General features: G+C 42.0%; 20 protein-coding genes and 4 tRNA genes. 4 read left to right on the forward strand and 20 right to left on the reverse strand.

Annotated features, from left to right (window positions below; all coding sequences use genetic code 11):
* The first annotated feature begins 2 nt into the window (after positions 1–2).
* Both hemY and P3L40_RS21230 read left to right on the forward strand, forming a co-directional pair.
* A complete protein-coding gene (gene hemY, locus P3L40_RS21225; protein ID WP_110591031.1) occupies positions 3–1,196 on the forward strand; it encodes a protoheme IX biogenesis protein HemY in 1,194 nt (397 codons plus the stop codon).
* 319 nt (positions 1,197–1,515) lie between these two features.
* Positions 1,516–1,743 carry a hypothetical protein gene (locus P3L40_RS21230; protein WP_004906084.1) on the forward strand — a complete coding sequence of 76 codons (228 nt, stop codon included), beginning with the start codon at positions 1,516–1,518 and terminating at the stop codon, positions 1,741–1,743.
* An 807-nt stretch (positions 1,744–2,550) separates the two neighbouring features.
* Here P3L40_RS21230 and P3L40_RS21235 read toward each other — a convergent pair.
* The 19 genes from P3L40_RS21235 to trxA form a co-directional block, all read right to left on the reverse strand.
* A tRNA-Pro gene (locus tag P3L40_RS21235) sits at positions 2,551–2,627 on the reverse strand.
* 30 nt (positions 2,628–2,657) lie between these two features.
* Positions 2,658–2,743, reverse strand: a tRNA-Leu gene (locus P3L40_RS21240).
* Positions 2,744–2,758: 15 nt separating this feature from the next.
* Positions 2,759–2,834 (reverse strand) — tRNA-His (locus P3L40_RS21245).
* A gap of 79 nt (positions 2,835–2,913) precedes the next feature.
* A tRNA-Arg gene (locus P3L40_RS21250) sits at positions 2,914–2,990 on the reverse strand.
* Between the two features lie 167 nt (positions 2,991–3,157).
* Positions 3,158–4,534, reverse strand: coding sequence for a bifunctional threonine/serine APC transporter ThrP (gene thrP, locus P3L40_RS21255; RefSeq protein WP_136134020.1), 1,377 nt, complete (start codon positions 4,532–4,534; stop codon positions 3,158–3,160).
* A gap of 289 nt (positions 4,535–4,823) precedes the next feature.
* Positions 4,824–5,591 (reverse strand): lipopolysaccharide N-acetylmannosaminouronosyltransferase, encoded by a 768-nt coding sequence (gene wecG, locus P3L40_RS21260; protein WP_036958810.1) that lies wholly within the window; start codon positions 5,589–5,591, stop codon positions 4,824–4,826.
* Positions 5,592–5,600: 9 nt separating this feature from the next.
* On the reverse strand, positions 5,601–6,956 hold the full coding sequence (gene wzyE, locus P3L40_RS21265; RefSeq protein WP_004906091.1) for an ECA oligosaccharide polymerase: 1,356 nt from the start codon (positions 6,954–6,956) through the stop codon (positions 5,601–5,603).
* Positions 6,953–8,035, reverse strand: coding sequence for a TDP-N-acetylfucosamine:lipid II N-acetylfucosaminyltransferase (locus P3L40_RS21270; protein ID WP_004906092.1), 1,083 nt, complete (start codon positions 8,033–8,035; stop codon positions 6,953–6,955). Before P3L40_RS21270 ends, wzyE begins: the two co-directional genes overlap by 4 nt.
* Positions 8,032–9,282 (reverse strand): lipid III flippase WzxE, encoded by a 1,251-nt coding sequence (gene wzxE / locus P3L40_RS21275; RefSeq protein WP_136134019.1) that lies wholly within the window; start codon positions 9,280–9,282, stop codon positions 8,032–8,034. Before wzxE ends, P3L40_RS21270 begins: the two co-directional genes overlap by 4 nt.
* Positions 9,282–10,412, reverse strand: a complete 1,131-nt coding sequence (rffA, locus tag P3L40_RS21280; RefSeq protein WP_094962453.1) for a dTDP-4-amino-4,6-dideoxygalactose transaminase — start codon at positions 10,410–10,412, stop codon at positions 9,282–9,284. The genes wzxE and rffA overlap by 1 nt, the downstream gene beginning before the upstream one ends.
* A complete protein-coding gene (gene rffC / locus P3L40_RS21285) occupies positions 10,399–11,139 on the reverse strand; it encodes a dTDP-4-amino-4,6-dideoxy-D-galactose acyltransferase (protein WP_210852999.1) in 741 nt (246 codons plus the stop codon). Before rffC ends, rffA begins: the two co-directional genes overlap by 14 nt.
* Positions 11,117–11,998, reverse strand: a complete 882-nt coding sequence (gene rfbA, locus P3L40_RS21290; RefSeq protein WP_004906097.1) for a glucose-1-phosphate thymidylyltransferase RfbA — start codon at positions 11,996–11,998, stop codon at positions 11,117–11,119. The genes rffC and rfbA overlap by 23 nt, the downstream gene beginning before the upstream one ends.
* A gap of 8 nt (positions 11,999–12,006) precedes the next feature.
* Positions 12,007–13,080 carry a dTDP-glucose 4,6-dehydratase gene (gene rffG / locus P3L40_RS21295; RefSeq protein WP_210852996.1) on the reverse strand — a complete coding sequence of 358 codons (1,074 nt, stop codon included), beginning with the start codon at positions 13,078–13,080 and terminating at the stop codon, positions 12,007–12,009.
* Complete coding sequence (gene wecC, locus P3L40_RS21300) at positions 13,071–14,333, reverse strand: UDP-N-acetyl-D-mannosamine dehydrogenase (protein WP_181488801.1); 1,263 nt, start codon at positions 14,331–14,333, stop codon at positions 13,071–13,073. Before wecC ends, rffG begins: the two co-directional genes overlap by 10 nt.
* Positions 14,330–15,460 (reverse strand): non-hydrolyzing UDP-N-acetylglucosamine 2-epimerase, encoded by a 1,131-nt coding sequence (gene wecB, locus P3L40_RS21305; protein ID WP_004906103.1) that lies wholly within the window; start codon positions 15,458–15,460, stop codon positions 14,330–14,332. The genes wecC and wecB overlap by 4 nt, the downstream gene beginning before the upstream one ends.
* 98 nt (positions 15,461–15,558) lie before the next feature.
* Positions 15,559–16,617 carry an ECA polysaccharide chain length modulation protein gene (wzzE, locus tag P3L40_RS21310; protein WP_004906105.1) on the reverse strand — a complete coding sequence of 353 codons (1,059 nt, stop codon included), beginning with the start codon at positions 16,615–16,617 and terminating at the stop codon, positions 15,559–15,561.
* 29 nt (positions 16,618–16,646) lie between these two features.
* Positions 16,647–17,732 carry a UDP-N-acetylglucosamine--undecaprenyl-phosphate N-acetylglucosaminephosphotransferase gene (gene wecA / locus P3L40_RS21315; protein WP_004906107.1) on the reverse strand — a complete coding sequence of 362 codons (1,086 nt, stop codon included), beginning with the start codon at positions 17,730–17,732 and terminating at the stop codon, positions 16,647–16,649.
* 626 nt (positions 17,733–18,358) lie between these two features.
* A complete protein-coding gene (rho, locus tag P3L40_RS21320) occupies positions 18,359–19,618 on the reverse strand; it encodes a transcription termination factor Rho (RefSeq protein WP_004906109.1) in 1,260 nt (419 codons plus the stop codon).
* Between the two features lie 706 nt (positions 19,619–20,324).
* Positions 20,325–20,651: a thioredoxin TrxA gene (gene trxA / locus P3L40_RS21325; RefSeq protein WP_004906112.1), complete on the reverse strand. Its 327-nt coding sequence runs from the start codon at positions 20,649–20,651 to the stop codon at positions 20,325–20,327.
* A 117-nt stretch (positions 20,652–20,768) separates the two neighbouring features.
* Between trxA and rhlB the strand changes: the two genes are divergently transcribed.
* Together rhlB and gppA are read left to right on the forward strand one after the other, a co-directional pair.
* Complete coding sequence (gene rhlB, locus P3L40_RS21330; protein ID WP_004906115.1) at positions 20,769–22,055, forward strand: ATP-dependent RNA helicase RhlB; 1,287 nt, start codon at positions 20,769–20,771, stop codon at positions 22,053–22,055.
* Between the two features lie 11 nt (positions 22,056–22,066).
* Positions 22,067–23,569, forward strand: a complete 1,503-nt coding sequence (gene gppA, locus P3L40_RS21335) for a guanosine-5'-triphosphate,3'-diphosphate diphosphatase (RefSeq protein WP_210852994.1) — start codon at positions 22,067–22,069, stop codon at positions 23,567–23,569.
* 52 nt (positions 23,570–23,621) lie between these two features.
* Here gppA and rep read toward each other — a convergent pair whose 3' ends face one another.
* Positions 23,622–25,646 carry a DNA helicase Rep gene (gene rep / locus P3L40_RS21340; protein ID WP_210852992.1) on the reverse strand — a complete coding sequence of 675 codons (2,025 nt, stop codon included), beginning with the start codon at positions 25,644–25,646 and terminating at the stop codon, positions 23,622–23,624.
* Positions 25,647–25,797: the final 151 nt, after the last annotated feature.

Genomic DNA, 25,797 nt, shown 5'->3' on the forward strand with positions numbered 1-25,797 from the left:
TTATGATAAAAGTCCTGATCCTATTTATAGTACTTATTGCAGGGATAATCTTAGGCCCATTATTAGCGGGTCACCAAGGTTATGTTTTTATCCGTACAGATAATTATGACATTACGACCAGTGTAACCAGCCTCGTTTTGGGCTTTATCTTGCTCCAGTTTGTGCTGTTATTCCTTGGTTGGTGCTACCGCCGCTTTATCAGCACGACATCACGTACCCGAGGTTGGGTAAGTGGTCGTAAATACCACAAAGCGCATACTCAAACACAAAAAGCGCTACTGAAATTAGCAGAAGGTGATTTCGAGCAAGTTGAAAAATTAATGAGCAAACATGCTGATTTTTCTCAACAACCGGTCATTAACTACCTCATGGCAGCCGAAGCTGCTCAACAGCGTGGTGATGAATATCGCACTCACCAATACTTGGATAGAGCCGCCGAAGCCGCAGGAAGTGACCAGCTTCCTGTCGATATCAGCCGTGTCCGTATCCAATTAGCGGAAGGAGAAGTCCATGCTGCTCGCAATGGTATTGATAAACTTCTCGACAAAGCCCCAAGACACCCTGAAGTATTGCGTCTTGCGGAACAAGCTTATTTACGTTCGGGCGCCTATCAGTCACTGATTGAATTACTTCCTGTTATGGCTAAAGTACAGTTACACAATGAAGATGAGCTCGATGCATTGAAATTAAAGGCTTACAAAGGGTTGATGAACCAATATATGGCTGAAGGGGGTAGTGATGGGCTAAAAGCTTGGTGGAAAGCACAACCTCGCCGAGTTCGTCATGAAACCGCATTGCAAGCTTTCTTAGCAGAACATTTAATTGAATGTGGTGATACTGCAAGTGCAGAAAAAATGATTATTGATGGTTTAAAACAGCAATATGATGAACGCTTACTCCTGCTAGTGCCAAAACTGAATAGTGAACGCCCTGAAGTTATCGAAAAAACCCTTTTACATCTGCAAAAGCAAAACGGTGCCACCCCGTTACTCAACAGTACATTAGGTGTTTTATCGCTACAGCATGCCCAATGGGACAAAGCAGAGACCTACTTTAAGGCCGCTTTAGCACAACGTTTTGATGTTCAGGATGCATCATGGTTAGCCGATGCGTTTGACAGGCAACATAAATCTAGTGATGCGGCAAAAATTCGCCAAGATGCATTAAACCATTCATTGAAACAAGAACGAAACTAATATTCTTGCTTATCCTTTTCTAAAAACTCCACACCTTTTAGTGGAGTTTTTTTATTCATAAACTTAACTGCCACTAAGCCTAGCTTCCCCAATCAAAACGCAGAAAAGAATTTAAATACATTGCGTTAGTCGTATTAAATCATCGTAAAAGGAGAATATGAGGTTTATGATTGGTAACATTACAGATCAATAACTCAATGTTTAATCAATAATCGTTATTTAAGGATCAGCAAAACACACTTGGCTATGTTATAAAATAAACACATAGTGTATAAAGCTTTATATACATCTTTGCTTTGAATGAATTAGGGATATCGATATGAATGTAATTAAAACTATTTGGCGCTGGATTATTGCAACCCCAAACCGTTTACAAATATTCTTTGATCTTCTGCTGTTAGTATTATCACCTTTTGTTTTTATTATGATTATTGGTTTTAATACCGAAGATCTTAGTAAAGACATTTTCATTATTACATTCATTATCCTCTGCTATACCTATATTACTCGCTGGTTCAGTAAATGGTTTAGTAAAGGTAGAAGCTAATACCTATCTTATTTTCAGCCTCTTAGTCATTTTCTAAGGGGCTTGGTTTTTTACATAAACAAAAAAAAACACCTGCACAAGGCAGGTGTAAAATACAATCAGGTCTACAGACGGATGGTGCCTCACTCAACGTTTCGCCCGTTCGTTGATGGTAAGAGGATGAGCTCTTGATCATCTAAGTTGGACAATAGGCACCGATAATCGGCTTTGCGTCATCTCTGGGTTTATGAAGCTTCGCTGTCATAAGAAGTGAGATGAGCATCTACATATAAAATAATGCACAATGCATGCCAACTTTTTAAAACGAAGTTTTTTTAAGCTTACTCTTTTGGCTTCGCTCTCATCTCTCGGTTTTACACATAATTTTCCTTCTTGGAAAGAAATCCCCCTAACATTAAAGAATTCACTAATGTGGTGCCTGTATCTTATCTTGCTATTTTGTCGCAGTTTAGAGACAGCATAAAACAGTTATTTATATTCCCTTATAAATCAACAAGTAAAATGTCTCCTTTTGACGACACCAATATAATGAATTGTATCTATTTTACGACACAGGCTAGTTAACCTGCTAAATTACAAATAAAAACAAGCAATTAACCATAGCCAATCATTATTGAAGAAACAACACTAAGTAGACTTTAAACAATTCAGGTTATAACTAGGCGACAAGTGAAGATATACCGATGAGTATACACAAATATGTGATTCTAGGAGACTAACGCAGACAACAACGCGATGGGTCAAAGTGTGATGATTATAAAGCATAAAAAGCAAAAAACCCATCGGTTAAGACGGGTTTCTTTAAATTGGTCGGCGAGAGAGGATTCGAACCTCCGACCCACTGGTCCCAAACCAGTTGCGCTACCAAGCTGCGCTACTCGCCGAAATTTTGTAGTGCTTATTACATTTCTTCGTGGTGCGAAAGGGGGGACTTGAACCCCCACGTCCATAGGACACTAACACCTGAAGCTAGCGCGTCTACCAATTCCGCCACCCTCGCAATGTCACAAAAAAATGGGGTGGCTAATGGGACTCGAACCCACGACAACTGGAATCACAATCCAGGGCTCTACCAACTGAGCTATAGCCACCATAACTTCACTTTTTTCAAAGCGTTGCTATATTACTACATACAACGTCATTTTGCCAACCGTAGCGAAGCGCTAAAACTGGTGCGCCCGACAGGATTCGAACCTGAGACCTCTGCCTCCGGAGGGCAGCGCTCTATCCAGCTGAGCTACGGGCGCTTAACGCCGTTGCGGGAGAGGATAGTACGGATTTATCCTCCCGCTGTCTAGTCCTTTTTGAAATAAAAATATCGATTGCTTGCCTTTTATCCATTTCGCTGAGAAAGAGAGCATATTTACCCTCTTTTTCACTGTACGACTAATAAAAATCCGTCGAAGCACCACCACTAAATTTTTGCATTGCGGCTATTGAACAGGCGAATAATGAAATAAAGCAGTGAAACGCCCCCTAAAAAGATAGCACCAACGATTAAAGATAAACGGGTGTCTGGATTAATCGCCATCCCAACTAATACGCAGGCTAAAAATAACAAGGTCGCATAGTTAACCCATGGAAAAAGGATCGATTTGAAAGGATGCCCAATAAGCTTTTCTTTGTTTTGTTGGCGAAAACGGATTTGGCTAGTCAATAGCACTAACCAAGGCACCATACCTGGTAACACACTCGCACTATAGACATACACAAAGACTTTTTCTGGATTCGGTATGATGTAATTCAAGCTAGAACCCGCCACTAAACAGAGAATAGTAAAGCCAACGCAACGTGCTGGTACGCCATTTTTCGTTAATTTCAATAATGACTTAGGTAATTGCTTATTTTGCGCTAAGGCATATAGCATTCGCCCACCACTATACATGCCACTATTGCAACCAGATAACGCCGCAGTTAACACCACAAAGTTAATTACAGCGGCTGCGGACACAATCCCCACTTTCGCAAACGTAAGAACAAATGGGCTACCTTGTGAACCCACTTCCGTCCACGGAAAGAGTGTCACAACAATAAAAATAGCACCCACATAAAAAATTAATATGCGCCATAAAATATTATTGATCGCTTTTTTTAATGTAACTTGAGGATTTTTCGCTTCACCTGCCGTGATCCCAACTAATTCAACCCCTTGATAAGAGGCCACAACGATACACAACGCAAATAAGAAACCTTTCCAACCCCCTGCAAAGAAACCACCATGTTCAGTGAGGTTTGCTAGCCCAATCGGTTCAAAATTATTACCAAGGCCAAAAAAAATCAGCCCTAAGCCAATTAAAATCATAACTACAATTGTGGTCACTTTGATCATGGCAAACCAGAACTCAAGCTCTCCATACAGCCGAACAGCAGCTAGGTTAGCTAATGCGACTAATACCACGGCAATAATGGCAAAAATCCATTGAGGCACGTCAGGGAACCAATATTCAGCATATACGCCAATGGCAGTGATCTCTGAGATACCAACGGCCACCCACATGAACCAGTAGCCCCACGCAGTGAGACATCCCCAAAACGGACTTAAGTATTTATAACCAAACGAAGCAAAAGAACCGGTTACAGGCTCAAGAAATAGCATTTCCCCCATTGAACGCATAATGAAGAAAACAAAAATTCCTGCGATGATATAAGCCAGTAAGACAGAAGGCCCAGCCCATTTTAGTGTACTGGCCGACCCCATAAATAACCCAACGCCAATAGTCCCACCGAGCGCAATCAGCTCGATATGCCGTGCTTCTAACCCACGTTGAAGCCCTTGCTGTGGATTTCCCATACATACCCCTGTCAAAATTAGATATTTAAAATGCAGTTTTAATTGAAACTCAGTTAGTAATAATCACTGCAATTATTTGAAAAGCATCAATTAGGCGATTAAAAAAATGCCATAGCCGCAAGATTAAGCACAAACTGGTGCGAATATGATTATTTTTGAGGGATTATAGAAATATTTGAAGAAAGAGACCAGTCATTCGGAGAATTCAGACCGCAAGCAAGGGATTAGGCCTACTTGCGGCCAGTAAAATACATCGATAATAACGATAAAAATCAAATCACTATAAAAATTAAAGCTTACCGCCGTAATAGTAACCTAAAAATTTCAGTAATTTAAACTGGCGAGTAATACGGGAAGGCTGAGATAGTAAGCGATACAACCATTCCAACCCTAAGTTTTGCCAAACTTTCGGTGCACGTTTTACATGCCCTGTAAACACATCATAAGTCCCCCCAACGCCCATATATAAGGCATCTGGGTACACACTTCGGCAATCTCGCATAAAAATTTCTTGTTTCGGGGACCCCATCGCAACAGTGACAATTTTGGCACCACTTGCACGAATACGTTCGAACAATGCACTTCGCTCTTCAGCAGTAAAATAGCCGTTTTGCGAACCTACAATGTTCACATTCCACTGCGAGCGTAGCTTGCTTTCAGTTTGCTCTAGAATTTCTGGTTTGCCACCCACTAGGAAAACTGGCGTACCTTCTTTACCGGCCCGTTCCATTAACCCTTCCCACAAGTCAGCACCAGCCACGCGGGAAACTTCAGCTTGGGGGTATTTACGACGAATAGCACGGACAATACTAATTCCGTCAGCATATAAATATTCGGCTTGGCCTAGTAACGTATTTAAAGCCGTATCTTGTTCAGCGATCATCACTTTTTCTGCATTAATCGCAACGAGTGTTCCCGTTTTCGTTTCCCCACCAGCAAATAAGTAGTCTAAAAAATGGGCCATATTTTTAAAGCCCCAAATATTATGACCACGAATACTATATTGTGGAATAGATGGCTGTGTAACGGATGAAGACTGAGTTGATGACGATTCCATGATACTCCTTTAGCGGCTTTCACGCTGTTGGCTTCTTAAAAAAGAAACTGTTTTTGTGCGAATAAGCCCTGCACTTTCAAATAACCAATACAGTAATTTTGCTAATACCAGACACAGTCCAAATATTAAGCAGAAGAAAACCACCCGTGAGACGAAAGAATCCACGCCTTCACGCGCTAAAACAATGATGTTAAAAATGGCACCAAAACAAAATGCCTGCATAATGGCGGCCTTATAGCGATTCGGTTCTTTCAGGCTCATGCCATAGATCCAATCAAACCATTTGATGATAAGCCCCACAACTATGGCTCCGAGTGGTATAAAAATCACCCCACCCATCACCACCAATGAACCAATCAGTGTGGGGGAAATTGCCAGTCCAGAATGGTTGTTTAGTACTTCCCACGTAAAATAGTTGGCGGAATTCAATACCGTATCTGGGCGTTCTGGCCAAACCCAAGAAGGAATAAAAACATAAAAGTCACGGATAATCGGCGCTAGGCCTTGAAAGTCCATCTCATCATAGTGGCTTAGCAGTAATGCTAAGTTTTCCCACGGGGAGAATGTGTCCCGTGTTAAATACAAGAAAGTGTAATACGCTTCGGCACCACTGACATCTAGCCCATAGCGCTTTAAGGCTAACCAGAACATACCTACAATACTTGCGACCCCGGCTGCAGCTAGCATCCACAGCGTAATCCAACCCCTGACAATCCCAATAAATAAGAATAGTGCGAAAGCAATAATAATGTTCGCTCTGGTTCCTCCAACGATAACATAGGTCAAGAAACCAAATGCAACGGTACTAACGAGGAAGAAAATCCAACGTTTCTGTGTCGGTCGCAAGAAATAAACAATCAACATTGCCGGTATGAAGAAATAGAAAAAGCGTTTTAATGCCACGCCAGAAACTTGGCTGGAGAATATTTGGCTATAGGATTTTAGCTTAAACAGCAAAAAACCGTTCTGCATGAAAAAGATACCTACTGTCACGACTGCAATCAGTATCAATAACAGACAGGTTAGATTCGTTTCCACTTTGTTCATGCTAAACAACGCACGCCGTGGTGCGTCTGGTTGCCTAGAAAGCCGTGTTTTATAAGCAACATAATAAATCGCATAAAAACTGGTAGCCGCTAGTTGGGCGTAAAGTAAGTAATCCGCTTTCACAACCGCAACATCAAATTGGAACACTAACGCACAAGTTAATGGAAAACCAAAGTAAAACGTCAATAAATACAACATTGAAAAGAAAATATTGAAGTTAAACCGAGCACGTAAAAACTCTTTGTACAACAAAGTACCAATAAAAATAATTGATATCAGGTAGACCAGTGCTAAGCCACCTAACTCCGTCAGTGTCATGCTCGCTCCTCCACGGCACTGAGAACGGCTTTCCAGCCTTCAGTAAAGTTAGGAGCAAAAAATTCGATATGCTGTTTATCTAATAAGCTCATTTGGCGCTGAGCTTCATCCACCAGCGGTATCGTCAGGTTGTCACCATAGAAAAATACAGGGACATTTTGAGCAGTTAAATCCTGCCAAAATGTATTTTGACGACTGATCACAAATGGAATACCAAATTGGATTAACAAACAAACCGTACCAACACCTTGCTGGCGATTAAAAATAAAATAGCCAAGATCACAGGATTTGAGCAAATTAAGGTACTCGCTAAACTCCATGCGCTCTTTCAGAATTTCTACTTGCCCTGAAGTAAACTCACTATTTGCAGCCTGTTCGACTTGTTCAATATAGCCTTGGTTATTTGCAGGATAGCCCATTGGGACAATAACCTTAACCTCATCACCAAATTGCTGTTTAATCGCACTCAGCGCCTCTACATGACGATTAGAACGGTCACCTGAGTTACCCAACAAAATAGTCAGTTGAGAGCCTTCACGTGCCTTAGGCTCGCTAATTGTCAATGCGGGGTCCATTCGTGTTGGAAAATACAACACAGTGGCAGGCACTTTAGGGTTCGACTGGTGGAAATAGCACAAATCCCCACGTGTTGCACACACATGCCCTACTTTTTTCTGCGCTAAACGACGCAAAATATAGAATAACTTAAATTTTAGAGAGCTAGATTCTTCATAGAGGTCAGCTCCCCATATATGCCACCAAAACTGATGGGATTTGATTTGACCAAATAATAGCGCTAACCAAATAGGGGCGTTGAATTGCCCATGAAAGAAAAAGCGAGTACGGCGGTCTGCCTTGGCACGCTGTATAACACTATTAGCAATGGCCTGTTTATTCGCAAAAACATCTATTTTTAGCTGAGGATAAGCGTCAGCAAGCTGCGCATCATCGCTTACCACCATAAAATGCGGCGTTGATGACGAAGCCATTTCTTGGCAAATGACGTCATTAAAAAACGTCAGTACCGTCTGGTTGTGGTGTGGGAGATTCGATCCCAGTACATGTATTAAGGTTGTCATGCTCGCCTACGGTAAATCAAAAATACGCAACAACATAAGGTAAAATAGACAATATAAGTGGCCATATAAGCCTGAGTTGCACCTACTGCACCATGTTCAGGGATAAGCCAATGGGCAAAGCCCGTTAATAATAAAAATTGACTCACTTCAGTGAGGACATAAAAACGCAATGCGGCTTTGGCAATGACCAAATAGCCAAATACGTAAGCCCCCACTTTCAATACATCACCGACCAACTGCCATGCAAACAGGTCTCTCATCCCTGTAAATTCTTTTGAGAACAGCAACCAAATCGCGAAATCACGTAGTAACCAAACTGTAAAACTCACAACGGCAACGGCAGGTAAAACAAATTTCAATGCCTTAACAATCTCTGCGGAAATTTCATTTTTATGCTGCAAACGCGATAGCGTCGGCAATAAATACACTGAAAATGTCGCGGTAATAAACTGCAAATAGGCATCTGAAATGGTGGTCACACCGGTCCATAGCCCCACTTCATCCCAACTATAGGTTTGGGCGAGCAGATTTCGCATCATGATATAAGCGACTGGCAGTGTGACTGCGGTTAGCATCGCCATGACCGTAAATTTGCCTAAATTAGTCGCAATCGCTTTGTCCCATGCTGGCTTCAATGACGATAACGCAAATTGCTTGCGCTTAATTATCATCCCAGCCGCAGGCAGTACTACTAGCGCAGGGACTAATGCTAACCCTGCTAATGCACCTTCATACCCGCCAACTAGATAGCATAAATAATAAGCTATTACACCAATTACACTACCAAAAATAATGGCTAATGCGTTTGCTGATGCGTCTCGGTAACCCTTCAAAATAGCCAGAAAATAGTTCGCATACGCGATACCCATTTGAATTAAGGCGACTATTTGAATAACTGAGCTGTATTTTTCACTATCAAATAACGCCATGCTAATTGGCGCACTACAAAGTAAAAAGATAAGCGCAAGTAGCGCTGAAAATCCTAGAATAATCGTCGATGAAGTTCCCAGAACCGCACGTAATTTTTGTGGGTCTTGGTGGTGCTCTGCAACATATTTTGTGACACCATTGAAAATCCCTGCACCAGATAACACCCCTAGTACAGTAATCAATTGGCGGAAGTTACCCGCCAGCCCCACACCGCTGGGCCCAAATGAGACTGCAAACAACTTAACGATTAACAGGCCTACCCCGATTTTAATCAGGGTAGAGCCAGCAGTCCAAACCGATGCTTTAGCAAGAGACATTAGGCAAAGAACGCTTTGATTCGCTCAATGACTGTCTGCTGCTCGTCATCAGTCATGTTGTAGAACATCGGTAAACGCACTAAGCGGTCACTTTCTGATGTCGTGTATTTATCTTCACCATGGAAACGGCCAAACTCAATACCTGCCGGGCTAGTGTGTAATGCAACGTAGTGGAATACCGTCAAAATGCCATGAGATTTCATGTAATCATTGAATTCGGTACGCTCTTCGATATCTTTAAGTTTGATGTAGAACATATGGGCATTATGTTTTAAGCCTTCTGGCACAGTTGCTAGGACTAAACGTCCCGCATCAACCAATGGCTGCAACGCTTCATCATACCGTTTCCATAGTAGTAAACGGCGCTCATTAATTTTGTCGGCTTCTTCTAACTGTGCCCATAAGTAAGCCGCTTGCAAATCAGACAACAGGTAGCTTGAGCCGATATCACGCCATGTGTATTTATCGACTTGACCACGGAAAAATTGGCTACGGTTCGTTCCTTTTTCACGGATCACTTCAGCACGGCTAATCAAGTCTTTATCATTGATAAGCGTTGCCCCACCTTCACCGCCTGAAGAATAGTTTTTAGTTTCATGGAAGCTATAACAGCCAATGTGGCCGATAGTCCCCAGTGCTTTGCCTTTATACGTCGACATCACACCTTGTGCCGCATCTTCAATCACGAATAAATCGTGTTTTTTCGCGATAGCCATAATGGTGTCCATCTCGCAAGCAACACCTGCATAATGGACTGGAACGATGGCACGCGTACGTTCAGTGATTGCGGCTTCAATTTTAGTTTCATCGATATTCATGGTATCCGGACGGATATCAACAAACACGATTTTAGCGCCACGTAATACAAATGCGTTAGAGGTTGATACAAAAGTAAAGCTTGGCATGATGATTTCATCACCCGGCTTAGTATCAATCAGGATCGCCGCCATTTCTAATGAGGCCGTACAAGATGGCGTTAACTGCACTTTCGGGCAATTAAACCGTTTTTCCATCCATTCTTCACAACGTTTCGTGAAGCCACCGTCACCACACAGTTTGCCACTTTCCATGGCTTGTCTCATATACTCTAATTCAGTACCTACAACTGGTGGTTTATTAAATGGAATCATGTTGTCCCCTGTATAACCAATAAGCGGTACTGGCAATTGCTGCACCGCTACGTGAATAAAGATTTAATGCCGCAACATTACTGATTTGCGTGGCCACATTTAACTGTGTTTTTTGGTGTTCCACACACCAATTAAATGCTGCAGACATCAACTTACGCCCTACACCTTGCCCCTTCGCTTCTGGCATTTTCGCTAGTAGGCCAACCCGTGCTGTTTCTGCATCAAGATGCCGTAAACTCACAAAGCCCAATATCGCACCAGACGCGTCTTTAACTAGTAAACAAGTGTGATCAAACGTACCAAGTACTGATTTTTCTATCCACAACGCATAAAACTGACCGCTATCACCATCACGATACCAAGGTGCTCTAAAGCGGCTTTTGCTAAAGACAGACTCAGCGGCTTGCCGTAAAGTAGGAATATCATCCACTTGTGCGACAACAATGTGATCTTCCGCTGTTAAACCTGCCTTTAAATAAGCATTTTCTGTGCCAATAGTAAGAGCGAAATCGATTTCACCTTCAACAAATGAAAAACCCATACCAGCCAAATCATCAATCAGCTGCGTTTCAGACGCGGCGACTTTTGCTTGCACGATATCGTATTCATTTATTTGATAAGCAAGGAGGGGTTCGAGATTATCCCCCGTAAAATTCAACTTTGCCGTTGAGCGATGAAAAAATTCGCTCTCCCATGGCTGGCTCTCAATACTGGCGCGGACGGACACGTAATAAATCCTCTAAGTATTGCCCATAACCTGTTTTTTTCAGCTGTTGTGCTGAAAAAGCGACTTGCTCGTCTGTCAGCCAGCCGTTACGCCATGCTATTTCCTCTAAACAAGCAACTTTGAAACCTTGACGTTTTTCAACGGTTTGCACAAAAGTACCTGCCTCAATGAGGCTATCGTGGGTGCCTGTATCTAACCAAGCAAAACCACGACCGAGCAATTCAACGTTTAATTCGCCACGTTCTAAGTACATTTGGTTAATTGACGTGATTTCTAACTCACCTCGTTCAGAAGGCTTAACTTGTTTTGCAAATTCAACTACTTGTGAGTCATAGAAATACAGCCCTGTCACCGCCCAATTCGATTTAGGTTTAACCGGCTTTTCTTCAATCGACAGTGCTTTAAAATTATCGTCAAATTCCACGACACCAAAACGCTCAGGATCCATCACTTGGTAACCAAAAACTGTTGCGCCATTTACTCGTTTAGCAACAGATTTTAATTTTGGGCTAAATGAATGGCCGAAAAAGATATTGTCGCCCAATACTAAACAGCACGAATCACCGTTAATGAACTCTTCACCAATGATAAACGCTTGCGCAAGGCCGTCTGGTGATGGTTGTTCTGCATAGCTCAGCTCAATCCCAAACTCATGACCATCCCCTAATAAACGCTTAAACATCGGCAAGTCGTCAGGGGTAGAGATAATTAAAATCTCACGGACTCCCGCCAACATCAGGACTGAAAGCGGGTAGTAAATCATCGGCTTATCGTAGATAGGCAATAACTGTTTAGAAATACCGCGAGTGATAGGATGCAAACGCGTCCCCGACCCTCCAGCTAATATAATACCTTTCATACTATCACCTAATTTCCTAGACCTAGACGTTCGCCCGCATAGGAACCGTCTTGTACGCGGCGCCACCACGTTTCATTGTTCAAATACCACTGCACCGTTTTGCGGATACCTGATTCGAAGGTTTCTTGTGGCGCCCACCCCAATTCGCGCTCAATTTTCGCGGCATCAATGGCATAACGCATATCGTGACCCGGTCTGTCTTTCACAAACGTGATTAAGTCACGGTAGTGCGCCACACCTTGTGGCTTCTGCGGATGCAGCTCTTCAAGCAGCTCACAAATCGTTTCTACAACGTCAATATTACGGCGCTCGTTATGACCACCAATATTATAGGTGGTGCCAGGTTGCGCTGTTGTCGCAACTAAATGCAGTGCTCGTGCATGGTCTTCAACAAACAGCCAGTCACGAATTTGCTCACCTTTCCCATAAACAGGCAGAGGCTTACCCGCTAAAGCATTCAAAATAATTAAGGGGATCAATTTCTCTGGGAAATGATACGGCCCGTAGTTATTTGAACAATTGGTGATCATCGTCGGCAGACCATAGGTTCTTTGCCATGCACGAACCAAGTGATCGCTCGATGCTTTCGATGCGGAATAAGGGCTACTTGGCGCATAAGGCGTGGTTTCTGTGAAGAAACCATCAGGCCCCTCGAGGTCGCCATAAACTTCATCTGTCGAAATATGATGAAAACGGAAAGCCGCTTTTTTCTCATCATTCAGTGCAGACCAGTAATGGCGCGCCGCCTCTAACAATGTGTAAGTTCCCACAATGTTGGTTTCGATAAATGCCGCAGGGCCATCAATTGAACGGTCAACATGGCTTTCTGCCGCTAAATGCATAACGGCATCGGGTTGGTATTTTTCAAAAACGGCATCTAATGCAGCTCTATCACAAATATTCACCTGCTCAAAAGCATAGCGCGGGTTATTCGCAACCGTTGCAAGGGACTCTAAGTTACCTGCATAGGTTAAGCAATCCAGAACCACTGCGCTGTCGTCAGTGTTTTCAATAATATGACGAACAACAGCAGAGCCGATAAACCCGGCGCCTCCAGTGATTAAAATGCGTTTCAACGCCATACTCCTTTTGTATCCACAACCCATTTTTGTGGGATCGCAGAGCCTTGGATGCCTTTGAACATATTGTGGTCAACTAACATTAAGATCACATCCGCTTCATTAACGGCTTTTTCAATCGAAACTAGCTCAGAAATGCCTTTTAAAGAGGTCGGTAATTCATGGATGTGTGGCTCAACCGCATACGTTTTACCTGGGTTCCAGTTCGCTACCATTTTGGTGATGTGCATTGCTGGGCTTTCACGTAAATCATCAATATTAGGTTTAAATGACAGGCCGAAACAGGCAATGGTCACTTCACTGGCTTTTTTACCGGTTTCCACTAAGCAATCAGCCACTGCCGCTTTCACTTGGTCAACAACCCAAATTGGTTTGCCATCATTGACTAAACGAGCGGTATGAATGAGGCGTGATTGTTTTGGATTTTGCGCAACGATAAACCATGGGTCAACCGCGATGCAGTGCCCACCAACACCTGGGCCTGGTTGCAAAATATTAACGCGTGGATGACGATTCGCGAGGCTGATTAACTCCCACACATTGATGTCTTGTTCCGCACAAATTAATGATAATTCATTCGCAAAAGCAATATTCACATCACGGAAGCTATTTTCCGTTAACTTACACATTTCCGCAGTTCTTGAGTTAGTAATTACACACTCACCTTCAAGGAAAATATTGTATAGCTCACTTGCACGCAGAGAGGATTTTGGCGTCATACCACCAACAACGCGGTCATTTTTAATTAATTCGACCATCACTTGACCTGGTAACACACGCTCAGGGCAGTACGCTACATCGATATCGGCTTCTTCCCCTGCTTGATGAGGGAAGGTTAAATCAGGGCGAGCAGCTGCCATCCACTCTGCCATTTGCTCTGTTGTTCCTACTGGCGATGTAGACTCAAGGATGACTAAATCCCCTTTCTTCAGCACCGGAGCAACAGACTCAGCTGCAGCACGTACATACGCGAGGTCAGGTTCGTGCTCGCCTTTAAATGGCGTAGGCACAGCAATCAGATAAGCATCTGCAGGTTGCGGCTTAGTAAAAGCTTTCAGATGGCCTTCTTCAACCGCCTTTTTGACCACGATATCCAGTTCTGGCTCCACGATGTGGATTTTACCCTGGTTAATAGTATCAACGGCATGTTGGTTAACATCGACACCAACCACTTGTTTTTTACGTGATGCAAAGGCTGCTGCTGTTGGTAAACCAATATAACCAAGGCCAATAACAGAAATAGTTTCAAAACTCATAATTTCACCTGATTACTTTTCAATGCTGCAAGAATACGCTGACATGCATGACCATCCCCATAAGGGTTATGTGCGCGGCTCATTTCGTGATACTCCGCGTCATCTGTCAGTAACCGATTAACTTCTTTCACAATTTTTTGTGTATCTGTTCCCACAAGACGAACAGTACCTGCATCAACAGCTTCTGGTCGTTCTGTGGTATCTCTCATCACCAAAACAGGCTTACCGAGAGAAGGCGCTTCCTCTTGAATACCACCTGAGTCTGTTAGAATTAAATAAGCATGGTTCATCAAATAAACAAACGGTAGGTAGTCTTGAGGGCTAATTAAAATAATATTATCAATATCATGCAGTATACGTTTAACAGGCTCACTCACATTTGGATTTAAGTGAACTGGATATACGACTTGCACATCGGGATGCGCTTGTGCAATTTCTGCTAAAGCGTGACAAATACGTTCAAAGCCACCACCAAAACTTTCTCGACGATGGCCCGTGACTAAAATCATTTTTTTATTTGGGTCGATAAATGGGTAATTTGCAGCCAATTTCTCCATCATATGCTGGTCGCTCATGACTTTATCACGTACCCACAATAACGCATCAATTACGCTATTACCGGTGACAAAAATATGGCTGTCAGGGATAGATTCTTTTAACAAATTTTGGCGTGAATTTTCAGTTGGCGCGAAGTGATACATCGCTAAATGGCCAGCAATCTTACGGTTTGCCTCTTCAGGCCATGGAGAATACAGGTTTCCTGTACGTAATCCCGCTTCAACATGCCCTACTGGTATACGATGGTAAAATGCCGCAAGGCTAGTTGCCATCGTTGTAGCTGTGTCGCCATGAACAAGAACAACATCCGGTTGAAAATCAGCAAAAACGCTTTTCAACCCTTCAAGAATACGACAAGTGATATCAGTTAAATCTTGCCCTGGCTTCATAATATTGAGATCGTAATCTGGAATGATCTCAAACAGTTTCAGTACTTGATCTAGCATTTCACGATGCTGTGCCGTAACACAAACTTTAGCTTCAAAGTCTGTATCTTCAGCCAATGCATGAACCAGTGGTGCCATTTTAATAGCTTCAGGTCGTGTGCCGAATACAGTCAATACTTTCACAGTGACTCTCTTATATTTATCTTTCGCAGTGAGCTGCTTTGTATAATCTTAATAACTTTATATGCCACTGGAAAATTCGCCAGTGGCTTATCCCAAAATCAAGATGGGCGGCGGCGAGCAAGTACCACTCCGGCACCTACTAACATCCCTATGGCTCCCCATAGAACCATCATAAAGGCTCGACGAGGACTATCGCGTTTAACGGGCTCTTCAGGAGTACGTAAATAGCGATATGCTTGAAAATTATCTTGGAGGGTAGGCCCGACGCTCAATGTTGATAACATGGCAATATTTTGGTCGTAATCACTGTCGTGATCGGGGCCGGTTGCTTTCAATGTTTCAATTTGTGCTTGTAATAAAGGGGCACCTAGCATAAACATTTTTGAATCTGGGATTTCATCCACAGGTGTTGCGCTTTGGTTACGTACAATACCTTGTTTTTCTGCAACTTTTAATGCTTGTTCCAGTGCATTCAAACGTCGCTCATAAGCGGCCTTGGCCACCATATCTTCACGTTTAACTAATGCCTTCATGGATTGCATTTTCGTTGCCCAAGTGCCTTTAATTTCATCATTTAGATTCGTTGTGGCACGTTGGTTAGCAAACTGAGTGTATTGACGCAGCAACTGGTTCGCATCTGCGGAAGTTTCCGCCACTAACTTAATGCTATCGGTTAAATTTTTGACTTCATCTGCTGGCGTAAACTCAATATCATTGATGAGCTCATCCAATAATGCGGCATCTGCTTTAGGATCATTCTCTAAGCGCTGCTTATAGTAATCCGTATTTAGCCAAAATTGACGACGTGTATCATAAGAGCCAAGCTGCTTTGTGAATTCTTGATAAGCTTCTTTTGCAATTGTCGGTAATTGCCCTTCTTGCCCCGTAGTATTAATACGGGAATCGAGGTTGCGCAGAAATTGCTGCTGAGAATAGTAACTTCCCAGATTATTGACGGTTGGTAAATCCGTAATTGCTGTCGCACTCCACTTCGGCTGCATAAAATAGGACGCTCCCAAGGCAATTGCTGCAAAAATAACGGCAAATGCAACGATCCAAATTTTACCTTGCCACAGTGAGCGACATAAACCACGGATATCCAATTCCGGCTCTATTGGCGATTGATGCTGACTCGGTTGTGTTTCTGAGTTATTCACTGCACAGAACCTCTATTTTCGTTTTGTCGTTACCGTACTGCTCCTCTACGTGCTCTACGTCTCACTCGCTTAATAAAACGGGCGACTTTCCAAGCTCGTTTGATGCAGTAACCATACATCATAAATACAAGCAAAAATAATGCCAACATTACCCATTCAGGTACAAATGTTAAGTGTTCACCAATAATACCGACACATGCTAAAGCGGCCGCTGATAGTGTAATCAGTACAAATGCCCCTTTTGGTGTAAAACCAGAACGCATAATTAAATGATGAATGTGCTGGCGATCGGGTGAAAATGGGCTCATCCCTTTACGAATTCGACGATACATAATGGCAACCATGTCCATTAGCGGGATCGCAATAATCCATAAAGCGGTAACTGGGTTAATCGGATGTACTTCTTCTTGGGTCGAAGCCACAAGGATCCAAATAATAGTGAACCCAATCAGCGTACTTCCCGCATCTCCCATGAAGACTTTAAAACGACGGCCTAGCACACCTAAATTAAGAAGAATATAAGGAAGGATAGCTGCAATAAAGGCAAAACACCAAAATGCTAACGCATAGTTACCGTTTTGATATAGCAAAAAGCCGAGAGCGCCAAAAGAAACAGAAGATAAGCCACCGAGTAACCCATCAATGCCATCAACCATGTTAAAAGCATTAATTGCTGCCCATACTGCAAATAGGGTAACGATATAACCGAATGGACCCAGTACCAGTTCCCATGGGCCAAAGGCATGACCGAGTGAATCAAGTTTCAACCCTGCCGCTGTCATCATAACAACCGCAACGATCGCTTGAATACCAGCCCTTAGTTTCACACTGATGTCAAACCTATCATCTAATGCGCCAATAAAGACTAATAACCCTGCACAAGCGATATATAGCCACTTATGAGGGATATATTCTCCGGTAATATAAAACGCAAAACAGATCCCAAAGAAAACGGAAATTCCCCCAACAAGAGGAACTAATCCTACGTGTTTCTTTCTGAAATTAGGTTTATCAACTAACCCGATTTTTATTGCAACAACTCGAGCCAGAAAAATAAAAACTAATGAAAACAAGAAAACGTAGAAGAGATTGGTTACAAAGTGTATGGTGTCCACTGTTTGACTCTCTTAATCTTTATATTTAACTTTCAAAACTAATTTTTTAGCGAATGCAGATAAACCAGCATACGCCAATGCATTATCATCTTGGTACTAAAATTCGCTATAAGACGAATCTTTATTCATAAAGAGATCCCTGTAACATTATTAGTTTTTACACTTTATTAGTGTGTTTGATTTAATAACGAAACATCCCGTAATTTTATACTGAATAGCTGCAATATGCATGCCATAAAAGCAATACTCTAAAGTTGAGTTAATCGATTGATGTTTAAATAGGCGCTTGATGATTAAATAATAAAGTGGCGAAAATAAATTTAACGCTAATCACAAAATAAATATTTTCATAAATTTGTCTTTTGATTCAATCAATTAAAGAATATTCGTTAGTATTTCCTATCGTTTATTATTAATTTTTTAATAAAAACTCCATCTGTTACCCAATGCTATTTATAAATGAACCAAATAAAACATGTTCTTAATTTATTGAAAATAAATCAGTAAAATATTAAACCTGCTTAATATGGTAGGCTTTAATTTTTATACACAACTATCGAGTATGAAAACAAAAAAAAGGTGCCATAACAGGCACCTTTTTTATAATACGCAGAGAACCTTAACGGTTACGCTCTTTTCATAAAATCAAAGAACTCTTCGTTGGTTTTTGTCATCGCTAACTTACTGATGAGGAACTCCATCGCATCGATTTCGCCCATTGGGTGAATAATCTTACGTAGGATCCACATTTTTTGTAACTCATCTTGCGATGTAAGTAACTCTTCTTTACGCGTACCTGAACGGTTGTAGTCTATTGCAGGGAAAACACGTTTTTCTGCAATCTTACGAGATAGGTGCAGTTCCATGTTACCTGTACCTTTAAACTCTTCGTAAATAACTTCATCCATCTTAGAACCAGTATCAACCAGTGCAGTTGCAATGATTGTCAGGCTTCCACCTTCTTCAACATTACGAGCAGCACCGAAGAAACGTTTTGGACGGTGTAATGCGTTAGCATCCACACCACCGGTTAATACTTTCCCAGAGGAAGGTACAACCGTGTTATATGCACGAGCTAGACGCGTAATAGAGTCGAGTAAAATGATAACGTCTTTTTTATGTTCAACTAGACGTTTCGCTTTTTCAATCACCATTTCAGCGACTTGGACGTGACGTGCTGCAGGCTCATCGAAAGTTGAAGCAATAACTTCACCTTTAACCAAACGCTGCATTTCTGTCACTTCCTCAGGACGTTCATCGATCAACAGAACCATCAGAACGCAATCAGGGTAATTGTGTGCAATATTCGCTGCAATATTTTGCAGTAACATTGTTTTACCAGCTTTCGGTGGAGCCACAATCAGGCCACGTTGACCACGACCGATTGGAGCCGCTAAGTCTAGTACACGAGCAGTTAAATCTTCAGTTGAACCATTACCACGTTCCATGCGCAGACGACGGTTTGCATGTAATGGAGTGAGGTTTTCGAAAAGAATTTTACTGCGGGCATTTTCAGGTTTGTCGTAATTAACTTCGTTGACTTTCAGGAGGGCAAAATAACGTTCACCTTCTTTAGGAGGACGAATTTTTCCTGAAATTGTGTCACCTGTACGTAGGTTAAAACGGCGGATTTGGCTAGGAGAAACGTAGATATCATCAGGACCTGCGAGGTAAGAACTGTCTGCTGAACGGAGGAAACCAAATCCATCCTGCAATATTTCCAGTACGCCATCGCCGAAAATATCTTCGCCACTTTTCGCATGCTGCTTCAAAATAGAGAAAATAATATCCTGCTTTCTCATACGGGCTAAGTTCTCTAGCCCCATGTTTTCGCCTAACGTAATCAATTCTGATACTGGCGTATTTTTTAATTCGGTAAGATTCATAATGGTGGGTTCTTTAACTCGGGGTAATTCTCGAACTATGAACGTAAATTGACGGCAGCTTACTATTAAGTGCCAGTTTAACTTTATACTGCCCTGTTGCTCACTAATTTTTACCAAAAGCAAACAACAATGCAAAAAAATCTTGTGCTAGCCATTACTAAGATTGCTCTAACATTTGACTGCAACTCATCTTGATGATGTGTGACATATTATTAGAAACACACACAATATTAGCAATAGTTTTTTGTACATTTAGGACAACATCCATCCCAATATCGCAAAATTAATGTCAGATTAGCATTAAAAAACACATAATTGCTAAAGACTAACCTTGTCCCACTTCGTTTTTATATCCCTATGATATAAAAATATTGAATTTCATTGCGTTCGCTTATGCGCTATCTTTAATTCATATGAGAGATGCATTGAAACCGAAGATATTGAATACTGCTATAACTCAATGCCTAAACTTTCAATTTTCATATTTAAAATCATTACGCCATCAGTTTTTTGATCAATAACAATCATCACAATACTGAACTAACAAGCTAGATATGTAAGATAAGAGCAATGGAATACAAGGTAATTCATATGGGTGCTATACGAGGAATGACGATAACTTATCATGCTTAAGTGAAGACGTCTAGCGGCTCTCTAGATAAAATAGATATACCGCTAAACGTTTTAGCTTACATATAACGATAACTTACAGATTTTCGTCTAAAAATTCTTTCAGTTGCGTTTTTGATAATGCCCCAACTTTCGTTGCTGCGACTTCACCATTTTTGAATAAAAGCAAGGTCGGGATACCACGAATTCCATATTTTGGAGCGGTAGCAGGGTTTTCATCAATATTCAGTTTTGCGATGGTCAGTTTGCCTGTATATTCTTCAGCAACTTCATCAAGAATAGGCGCGATCATTTTACAAGGACCACACCATGCTGCCCAAAAATCGACGAGAACAGGTGAACTTGCGTTCAGAACTTCAGTTGCAAAACTTGCATCAGTTATATGTATAATTTTATCGCTCATGTTGTACTCCAAAGGATCATCTTTTGCAGACTTAGTGTAACATTATTGGCAGCAGTATGCTTTATTTCAAAAGATACACTTTCGTAAACCAACCGTTAACTGATATTCTAACATACTATGAGTAAAGCACACTTGACAGAAAAGAAGTTTTCCGACTTCGCATTGCACCCTAAAGTCATTGAAGCTCTGAATAAAAAAGGCTTCAATTTTTGCACGCCTATACAGGCGTCCACCTTGCCTTTTACTGTCGAAGGCAAAGACGTGGCGGGTCAAGCGCAAACTGGTACAGGTAAAACGTTAGCTTTTTTAACGTCTACATTCCATTATTTATTAACTCACCCCGCTATTGAGGGTAAAAAAGCGAATCAGCCTCGTGCGCTGATTATGGCACCGACACGCGAACTCGCGGTACAAATTTATTCGGATGCGAAAGAGCTAGCTGAGTACACTGGCCTGAAAATGGGGCTAGCTTACGGTGGTGACGGCTATGATGAGCAGCTTAAGGTTTTACAAAACGGTGTTGATATCCTTATTGGTACAACAGGCCGTTTAATCGACTACGCGAAACAAGGCCATGTCGACTTAAGTGCAGTTCAAGTTGTGGTACTTGATGAAGCCGACCGCATGTATGACCTTGGTTTTATTAAAGATATTCGCTGGATTTTCCGTCGTATGCCAGGTGCTGCAGAAAGGCTTAATTTGCTGTTTTCTGCAACTTTATCTTACCGAGTAAGAGAATTAGCTTTCGAGCAAATGAATAACCCTGAATATGTTGAGGTCGAACCTTTACAAAAAACAGGTCACCGTATCAAAGAAGAGTTATTTTACCCTTCTAATGAAGAAAAAATGCGCTTACTCCAAACGCTTCTTGAAGAAGAGTGGCCAGAGCGTTGTATTATTTTCGCCAATACAAAACACCGTTGTGATGATATTTGGGCGCATTTAGCTGCTGATGGTCATCGTGTAGGTTTGTTGACCGGCGATGTCGCACAAAAAAAACGACTGCGTATATTAGAGCAATTCACACAAGGCCATTTAGATATTTTAGTGGCAACTGATGTTGCAGCTCGTGGTTTACATATTCCATCAGTCACTCATGTATTTAATTACGACTTACCTGATGACTGTGAAGATTACGTACACCGTATTGGTCGTACTGGTCGTGCTGGTGAAAGTGGAAACTCAATTAGCTTAGCCTGTGAAGAATATTCACTTAACCTGCCTGCTATTGAAGAATATATTCAACACTCAATCCCTGTTAGTAAGTATAACAGTGATGCATTATTGAGCGATTTACCGGCACCAAAACGCCGTCATCGCCCACGTCCTGGAGGCCAGCGCCGTAATTCAAATTCGCAGCGTCGCCACAATGGCCCACGTAACAACCATAAACGTCCAGGCTGAGTAAAAACGATATGCTGAAATCTTCTTCTCTTTATGCCGCCATCGATTTAGGCTCAAACAGTTTTCATATGCTAGTCGTACGTGAAACCGCTGGTAGCATTCAGGTGATCTCTAGGGTTAAACGCAAAGTTCGTCTTGCTGCAGGATTAGATAACAACAACCTGCTTTCTGAGCAAGCAATGGAGCGAGGCTGGCAATGTTTACGCCTGTTTTCGGAACACTTACAAGATATTCCGAATACACAAATTCGTGTTGTCGCGACTGCGACTTTGCGTTTAGCTAAAAATGCCGATGTTTTCATCGAAAAAGCCAGTCAAATTTTAGGAAACCCTGTAAAAGTTATTCAAGGGGAAGAAGAAGCTCGCTTAATTTATCAAGGTGTTGCACATACAACTGGTGGGCCAGATCAACGCTTAGTGGTTGATATTGGTGGGGGAAGTACTGAACTTGTTACAGGTACTGGCGCAAAAGCGGAGCAACTCTATAGTCTTGAAATGGGTTGTGTGACTTGGCTTGAACGCTACTTTGGCGATAGAAGTTTAACCGAAGAAAACTTCTCAGCGGCTCAAGCCGCTGCACATAGTGTCATCGCCCCTATTGCAGAGTCACTCAAGACACATGGGTGGAAAATATGTGTTGGAGCATCCGGTACTGTACAAGCCATTCAGGAAATCATGATTGCCCAAGGCATGGATGAACTGATCACCCTTTCTAAGTTACAACAGCTTAAGCGCAAAGCCATTCAATGCCAAAAACTTGAAGAGCTTGAAATTGACGGCTTAACCTTCGAACGTGCCCTTGTTTTTCCAAGCGGCTTGTCTATTTTGATTGCTATCTTTGAAGCATTAGACATTGATAACATGACACTTGCTGGCGGAGCACTTCGTGAAGGGCTTGTCTATGGTATGTTACAGCTTCCTATTGAGCAGGATATTCGCGCTCGTACCGTTCGCAATATTCAACGGCGCTTCCAAGTCGATATCGAACAAGCTGGCCGAGTCCGTCAACTTGCAGAATATTTTTATTTACAAGTCGCGAAAGATTGGGGCTTAGATACACGCTGTCGTGATTTACTATCGAGTGCATGCGCCTTACATGAAATCGGCTTGAGTGTCGATTTCCGTAAAGGCCCCGAGCACGCGAGCTACCTCATAACACACCTTGATTTACCTGGCTTCACTCCAGCTCAAAAACGGTTACTTGCTGCATTATTGAAAAATCAGCAAGGCCCTATCGATTTAACACCATTAAGCCAACAAAATGCGCTACCCATACAGCATGCATATGATTTATGTCGTTTACTCCGCCTCGCCATTATTTTTGCGAGCCGCAGACGGGATGATACCTTGCCTGCATTAAGACTTAATGTGAATGCACAAAGGTTAACCATTACACTGCCTTATCGTTGGTTATCTGCTCACCCTCTACGAGCGGAAAATTTACAGCAAGAAGTTCAATGGCAGGGCTATGTGAATTGGGTTTTAGAGTTGGAAGAACGTAATAGTTCAAATTGATAATATATTCCACACTAGACCTACTCTAGTGTGGAAATTCAATTAGTTGTGGTTACTCACTTTTTTTATTTAGCCCTAAGCGCGCTTTAATATCGGCTAAAGCTGATTGCCCTTTCTGCATACGCTCCTGCGCACTAACCACTTTACGCTGTTGCTCCCATTGTAAATCATCTTGTGGCAATTCAAGGAGAAAACGGCTTAATTCGGGACGGATCAATTCACCATATTGACGACGCTCACGACAATGAGAAAAGAATAACTCTCTTTGCGCTCTTGTGATCCCTACATAAGCTAAACGGCGTTCTTCATCAATATTATTTTCATCAATACTGCTTTGATGTGGCAGCAGCCCTTCTTCCATACCGACCAAAAAAACATAAGGAAATTCAAGGCCTTTAGACGCATGCAACGTCATGAGTTGAACTTGGTCTGATTCTTCATCATCCTCACCACGCTCCATCATATCGCGCAGCGTAAAGCGTGTAACCACTTGGCTCAATGTCATTGGGTCATTGAGATCATCACCTTCCACCATTTCACTCATCCATGTGAACAATTGGTTGACGTTTTTCATTCGCATTTCAGCAGCTTTAGTACTGGTCGACGTTTCATATAACCAGCTTTCATAATCCATTTCGCGCAGTAAATCACGCACCGCAATTAAAGGTTCGCGTTCCGACGTTCTAACAATACTGTCCATCCAATGAGTGAAACGCTGTAATGCTTCTAATCCTTTACCTTGTAAAATTTGTTCAAGCCCTAGATCAAAGCTGGCTTGATATAAGCTTTTCCCTCGTTGGTTTGCCCATTCCCCAAGTTTTTGGATAGTTTTAGGACCAATCTCTCGTCGTGGAGTATTTACTATGCGTAAAAAAGCACTGTCATCTTCAGGGTTCGTCAATACTCGCAAATAAGCTAATAAGTCTTTAATTTCAGGGCGGGAGAAAAACGAAGTCCCCCCCGAAATGCGATACGGAATACGATTTTGCATCAACATTTTTTCAAAAATACGCGATTGATGATTACCGCGATACAAAATGGCGTAATCTTTATATTCCGTCTTATTAATAAAATGGTGTGCAATAAGCTCCCCAATCACTCTTTCGGCTTCATGGTCTTCATTGTTTGCCGTAAGAACCCGAAGTGGCGCTCCATATCCCAATTCAGAAAATAATTTTTTTTCAAATACATGAGGGTTATTGGCAATTAAAATATTTGCAGCCTTTAAAATTCGTTCAGATGAACGGTAATTTTGCTCAAGCTTAATGACATTTAACTTAGGGAAGTCCTGATTCAATAAAACCAAGTTTTGTGGCCTTGCGCCACGCCATGAATAGATTGACTGGTCGTCATCACCCACAACCGTAAACCTTGCTCGCTGCCCCACAAGCAATTTAACCAACTGATATTGGCTCGTATTGGTATCTTGATATTCATCCACCAGCAAGTAGCGAATTTTTTGCTGCCAGCGTTCACGAACTTCTTCATTTTGATATAACAACATGGTAGGTTTGCTGATTAAGTCATCAAAATCCAACACATTGCAACTTTTCAGATGAAGTTCATAGCGGCGATAACACTCGGCAAAATGATGCTCTTTCTCACTCCGTGCTTGGCCTATAACTTGTTGTGGCGAGATAAGATCATTTTTCCAATTAGAGATCGCTGAGATCAATTGTTTGAGTAAGTCTTTATCTTCTTCTAGCAAGTCAAAAGTGAGTTCTTTCAACAATGCCATCTGGTCTTGGTCGTCAAATAGCGAAAAGTTGGCTTTAATACCCAGCGCTTTATATTCACGCTTAATAATTTCCAAGCCTAATGTATGGAAGGTGGATATGATCAAACCACGCGCTTCTTTTTTACCCAAGGTTTGTGCCACGCGCTCTTTCATTTCCCGCGCCGCTTTATTGGTGAAAGTCACCGCTGCAATTTGCCGAGGCTGATAACCGCATTGGCGAATTAAATGCGCAATTTTATTGGTAATAACACGTGTTTTGCCTGACCCCGCCCCCGCCAATACAAGGCACGGGCCATCGACAAATTCAACTGCCTGCTGTTGGCTAGGATTCAATCGCATGGCTTATCTACATCACTCAGTTATTCAAAAAGGAATTCGCTACAGATTGTAGCAGAAACCGACCCAACTCTTGAGCAACGATCTTCTCTATTTATAAAAAACAAAAAACCACATCATCCATCCGAATAATGTGGTTTTGTTCTTTTTCTTT

Origin of the sequence: Providencia sp. PROV040 (genome assembly GCF_032706145.1) — a bacterium.
Classification (GTDB): domain Bacteria; phylum Pseudomonadota; class Gammaproteobacteria; order Enterobacterales; family Enterobacteriaceae; genus Providencia; species Providencia hangzhouensis.

Excerpts from the sequence above, each read along its gene's own strand:
- wecC (WP_181488801.1), bottom strand. The coding sequence starts at position 14,333 with ATGAGTTTTGAAACTATTTCTGTTATTGGCCTTGGTTATATTGGTTTA.
- wzxE (WP_136134019.1), bottom strand. The coding sequence starts at position 9,282 with ATGTCTCTTGCTAAAGCATCGGTTTGGACTGCTGGCTCTACCCTGATT.
- hemY (WP_110591031.1), top strand. The coding sequence starts at position 3 with ATGATAAAAGTCCTGATCCTATTTATAGTACTTATTGCAGGGATAATC.
- trxA (WP_004906112.1), bottom strand. The coding sequence starts at position 20,651 with ATGAGCGATAAAATTATACATATAACTGATGCAAGTTTTGCAACTGAA.
- P3L40_RS21270 (WP_004906092.1), bottom strand. The coding sequence starts at position 8,035 with ATGACAACCTTAATACATGTACTGGGATCGAATCTCCCACACCACAAC.
- rhlB (WP_004906115.1), top strand. The coding sequence starts at position 20,769 with ATGAGTAAAGCACACTTGACAGAAAAGAAGTTTTCCGACTTCGCATTG.
- rho (WP_004906109.1), bottom strand. The coding sequence starts at position 19,618 with ATGAATCTTACCGAATTAAAAAATACGCCAGTATCAGAATTGATTACG.
- wecG (WP_036958810.1), bottom strand. The coding sequence starts at position 5,591 with ATGGAATCGTCATCAACTCAGTCTTCATCCGTTACACAGCCATCTATT.
- rep (WP_210852992.1), bottom strand. The coding sequence starts at position 25,646 with ATGCGATTGAATCCTAGCCAACAGCAGGCAGTTGAATTTGTCGATGGC.
- thrP (WP_136134020.1), bottom strand. The coding sequence starts at position 4,534 with ATGGGAAATCCACAGCAAGGGCTTCAACGTGGGTTAGAAGCACGGCAT.
- wzyE (WP_004906091.1), bottom strand. The coding sequence starts at position 6,956 with ATGACACTGACGGAGTTAGGTGGCTTAGCACTGGTCTACCTGATATCA.
- gppA (WP_210852994.1), top strand. The coding sequence starts at position 22,067 with ATGCTGAAATCTTCTTCTCTTTATGCCGCCATCGATTTAGGCTCAAAC.
- rffA (WP_094962453.1), bottom strand. The coding sequence starts at position 10,412 with ATGATTCCATTTAATAAACCACCAGTTGTAGGTACTGAATTAGAGTAT.
- P3L40_RS21230 (WP_004906084.1), top strand. The coding sequence starts at position 1,516 with ATGAATGTAATTAAAACTATTTGGCGCTGGATTATTGCAACCCCAAAC.
- rfbA (WP_004906097.1), bottom strand. The coding sequence starts at position 11,998 with ATGAAAGGTATTATATTAGCTGGAGGGTCGGGGACGCGTTTGCATCCT.
- rffG (WP_210852996.1), bottom strand. The coding sequence starts at position 13,080 with ATGGCGTTGAAACGCATTTTAATCACTGGAGGCGCCGGGTTTATCGGC.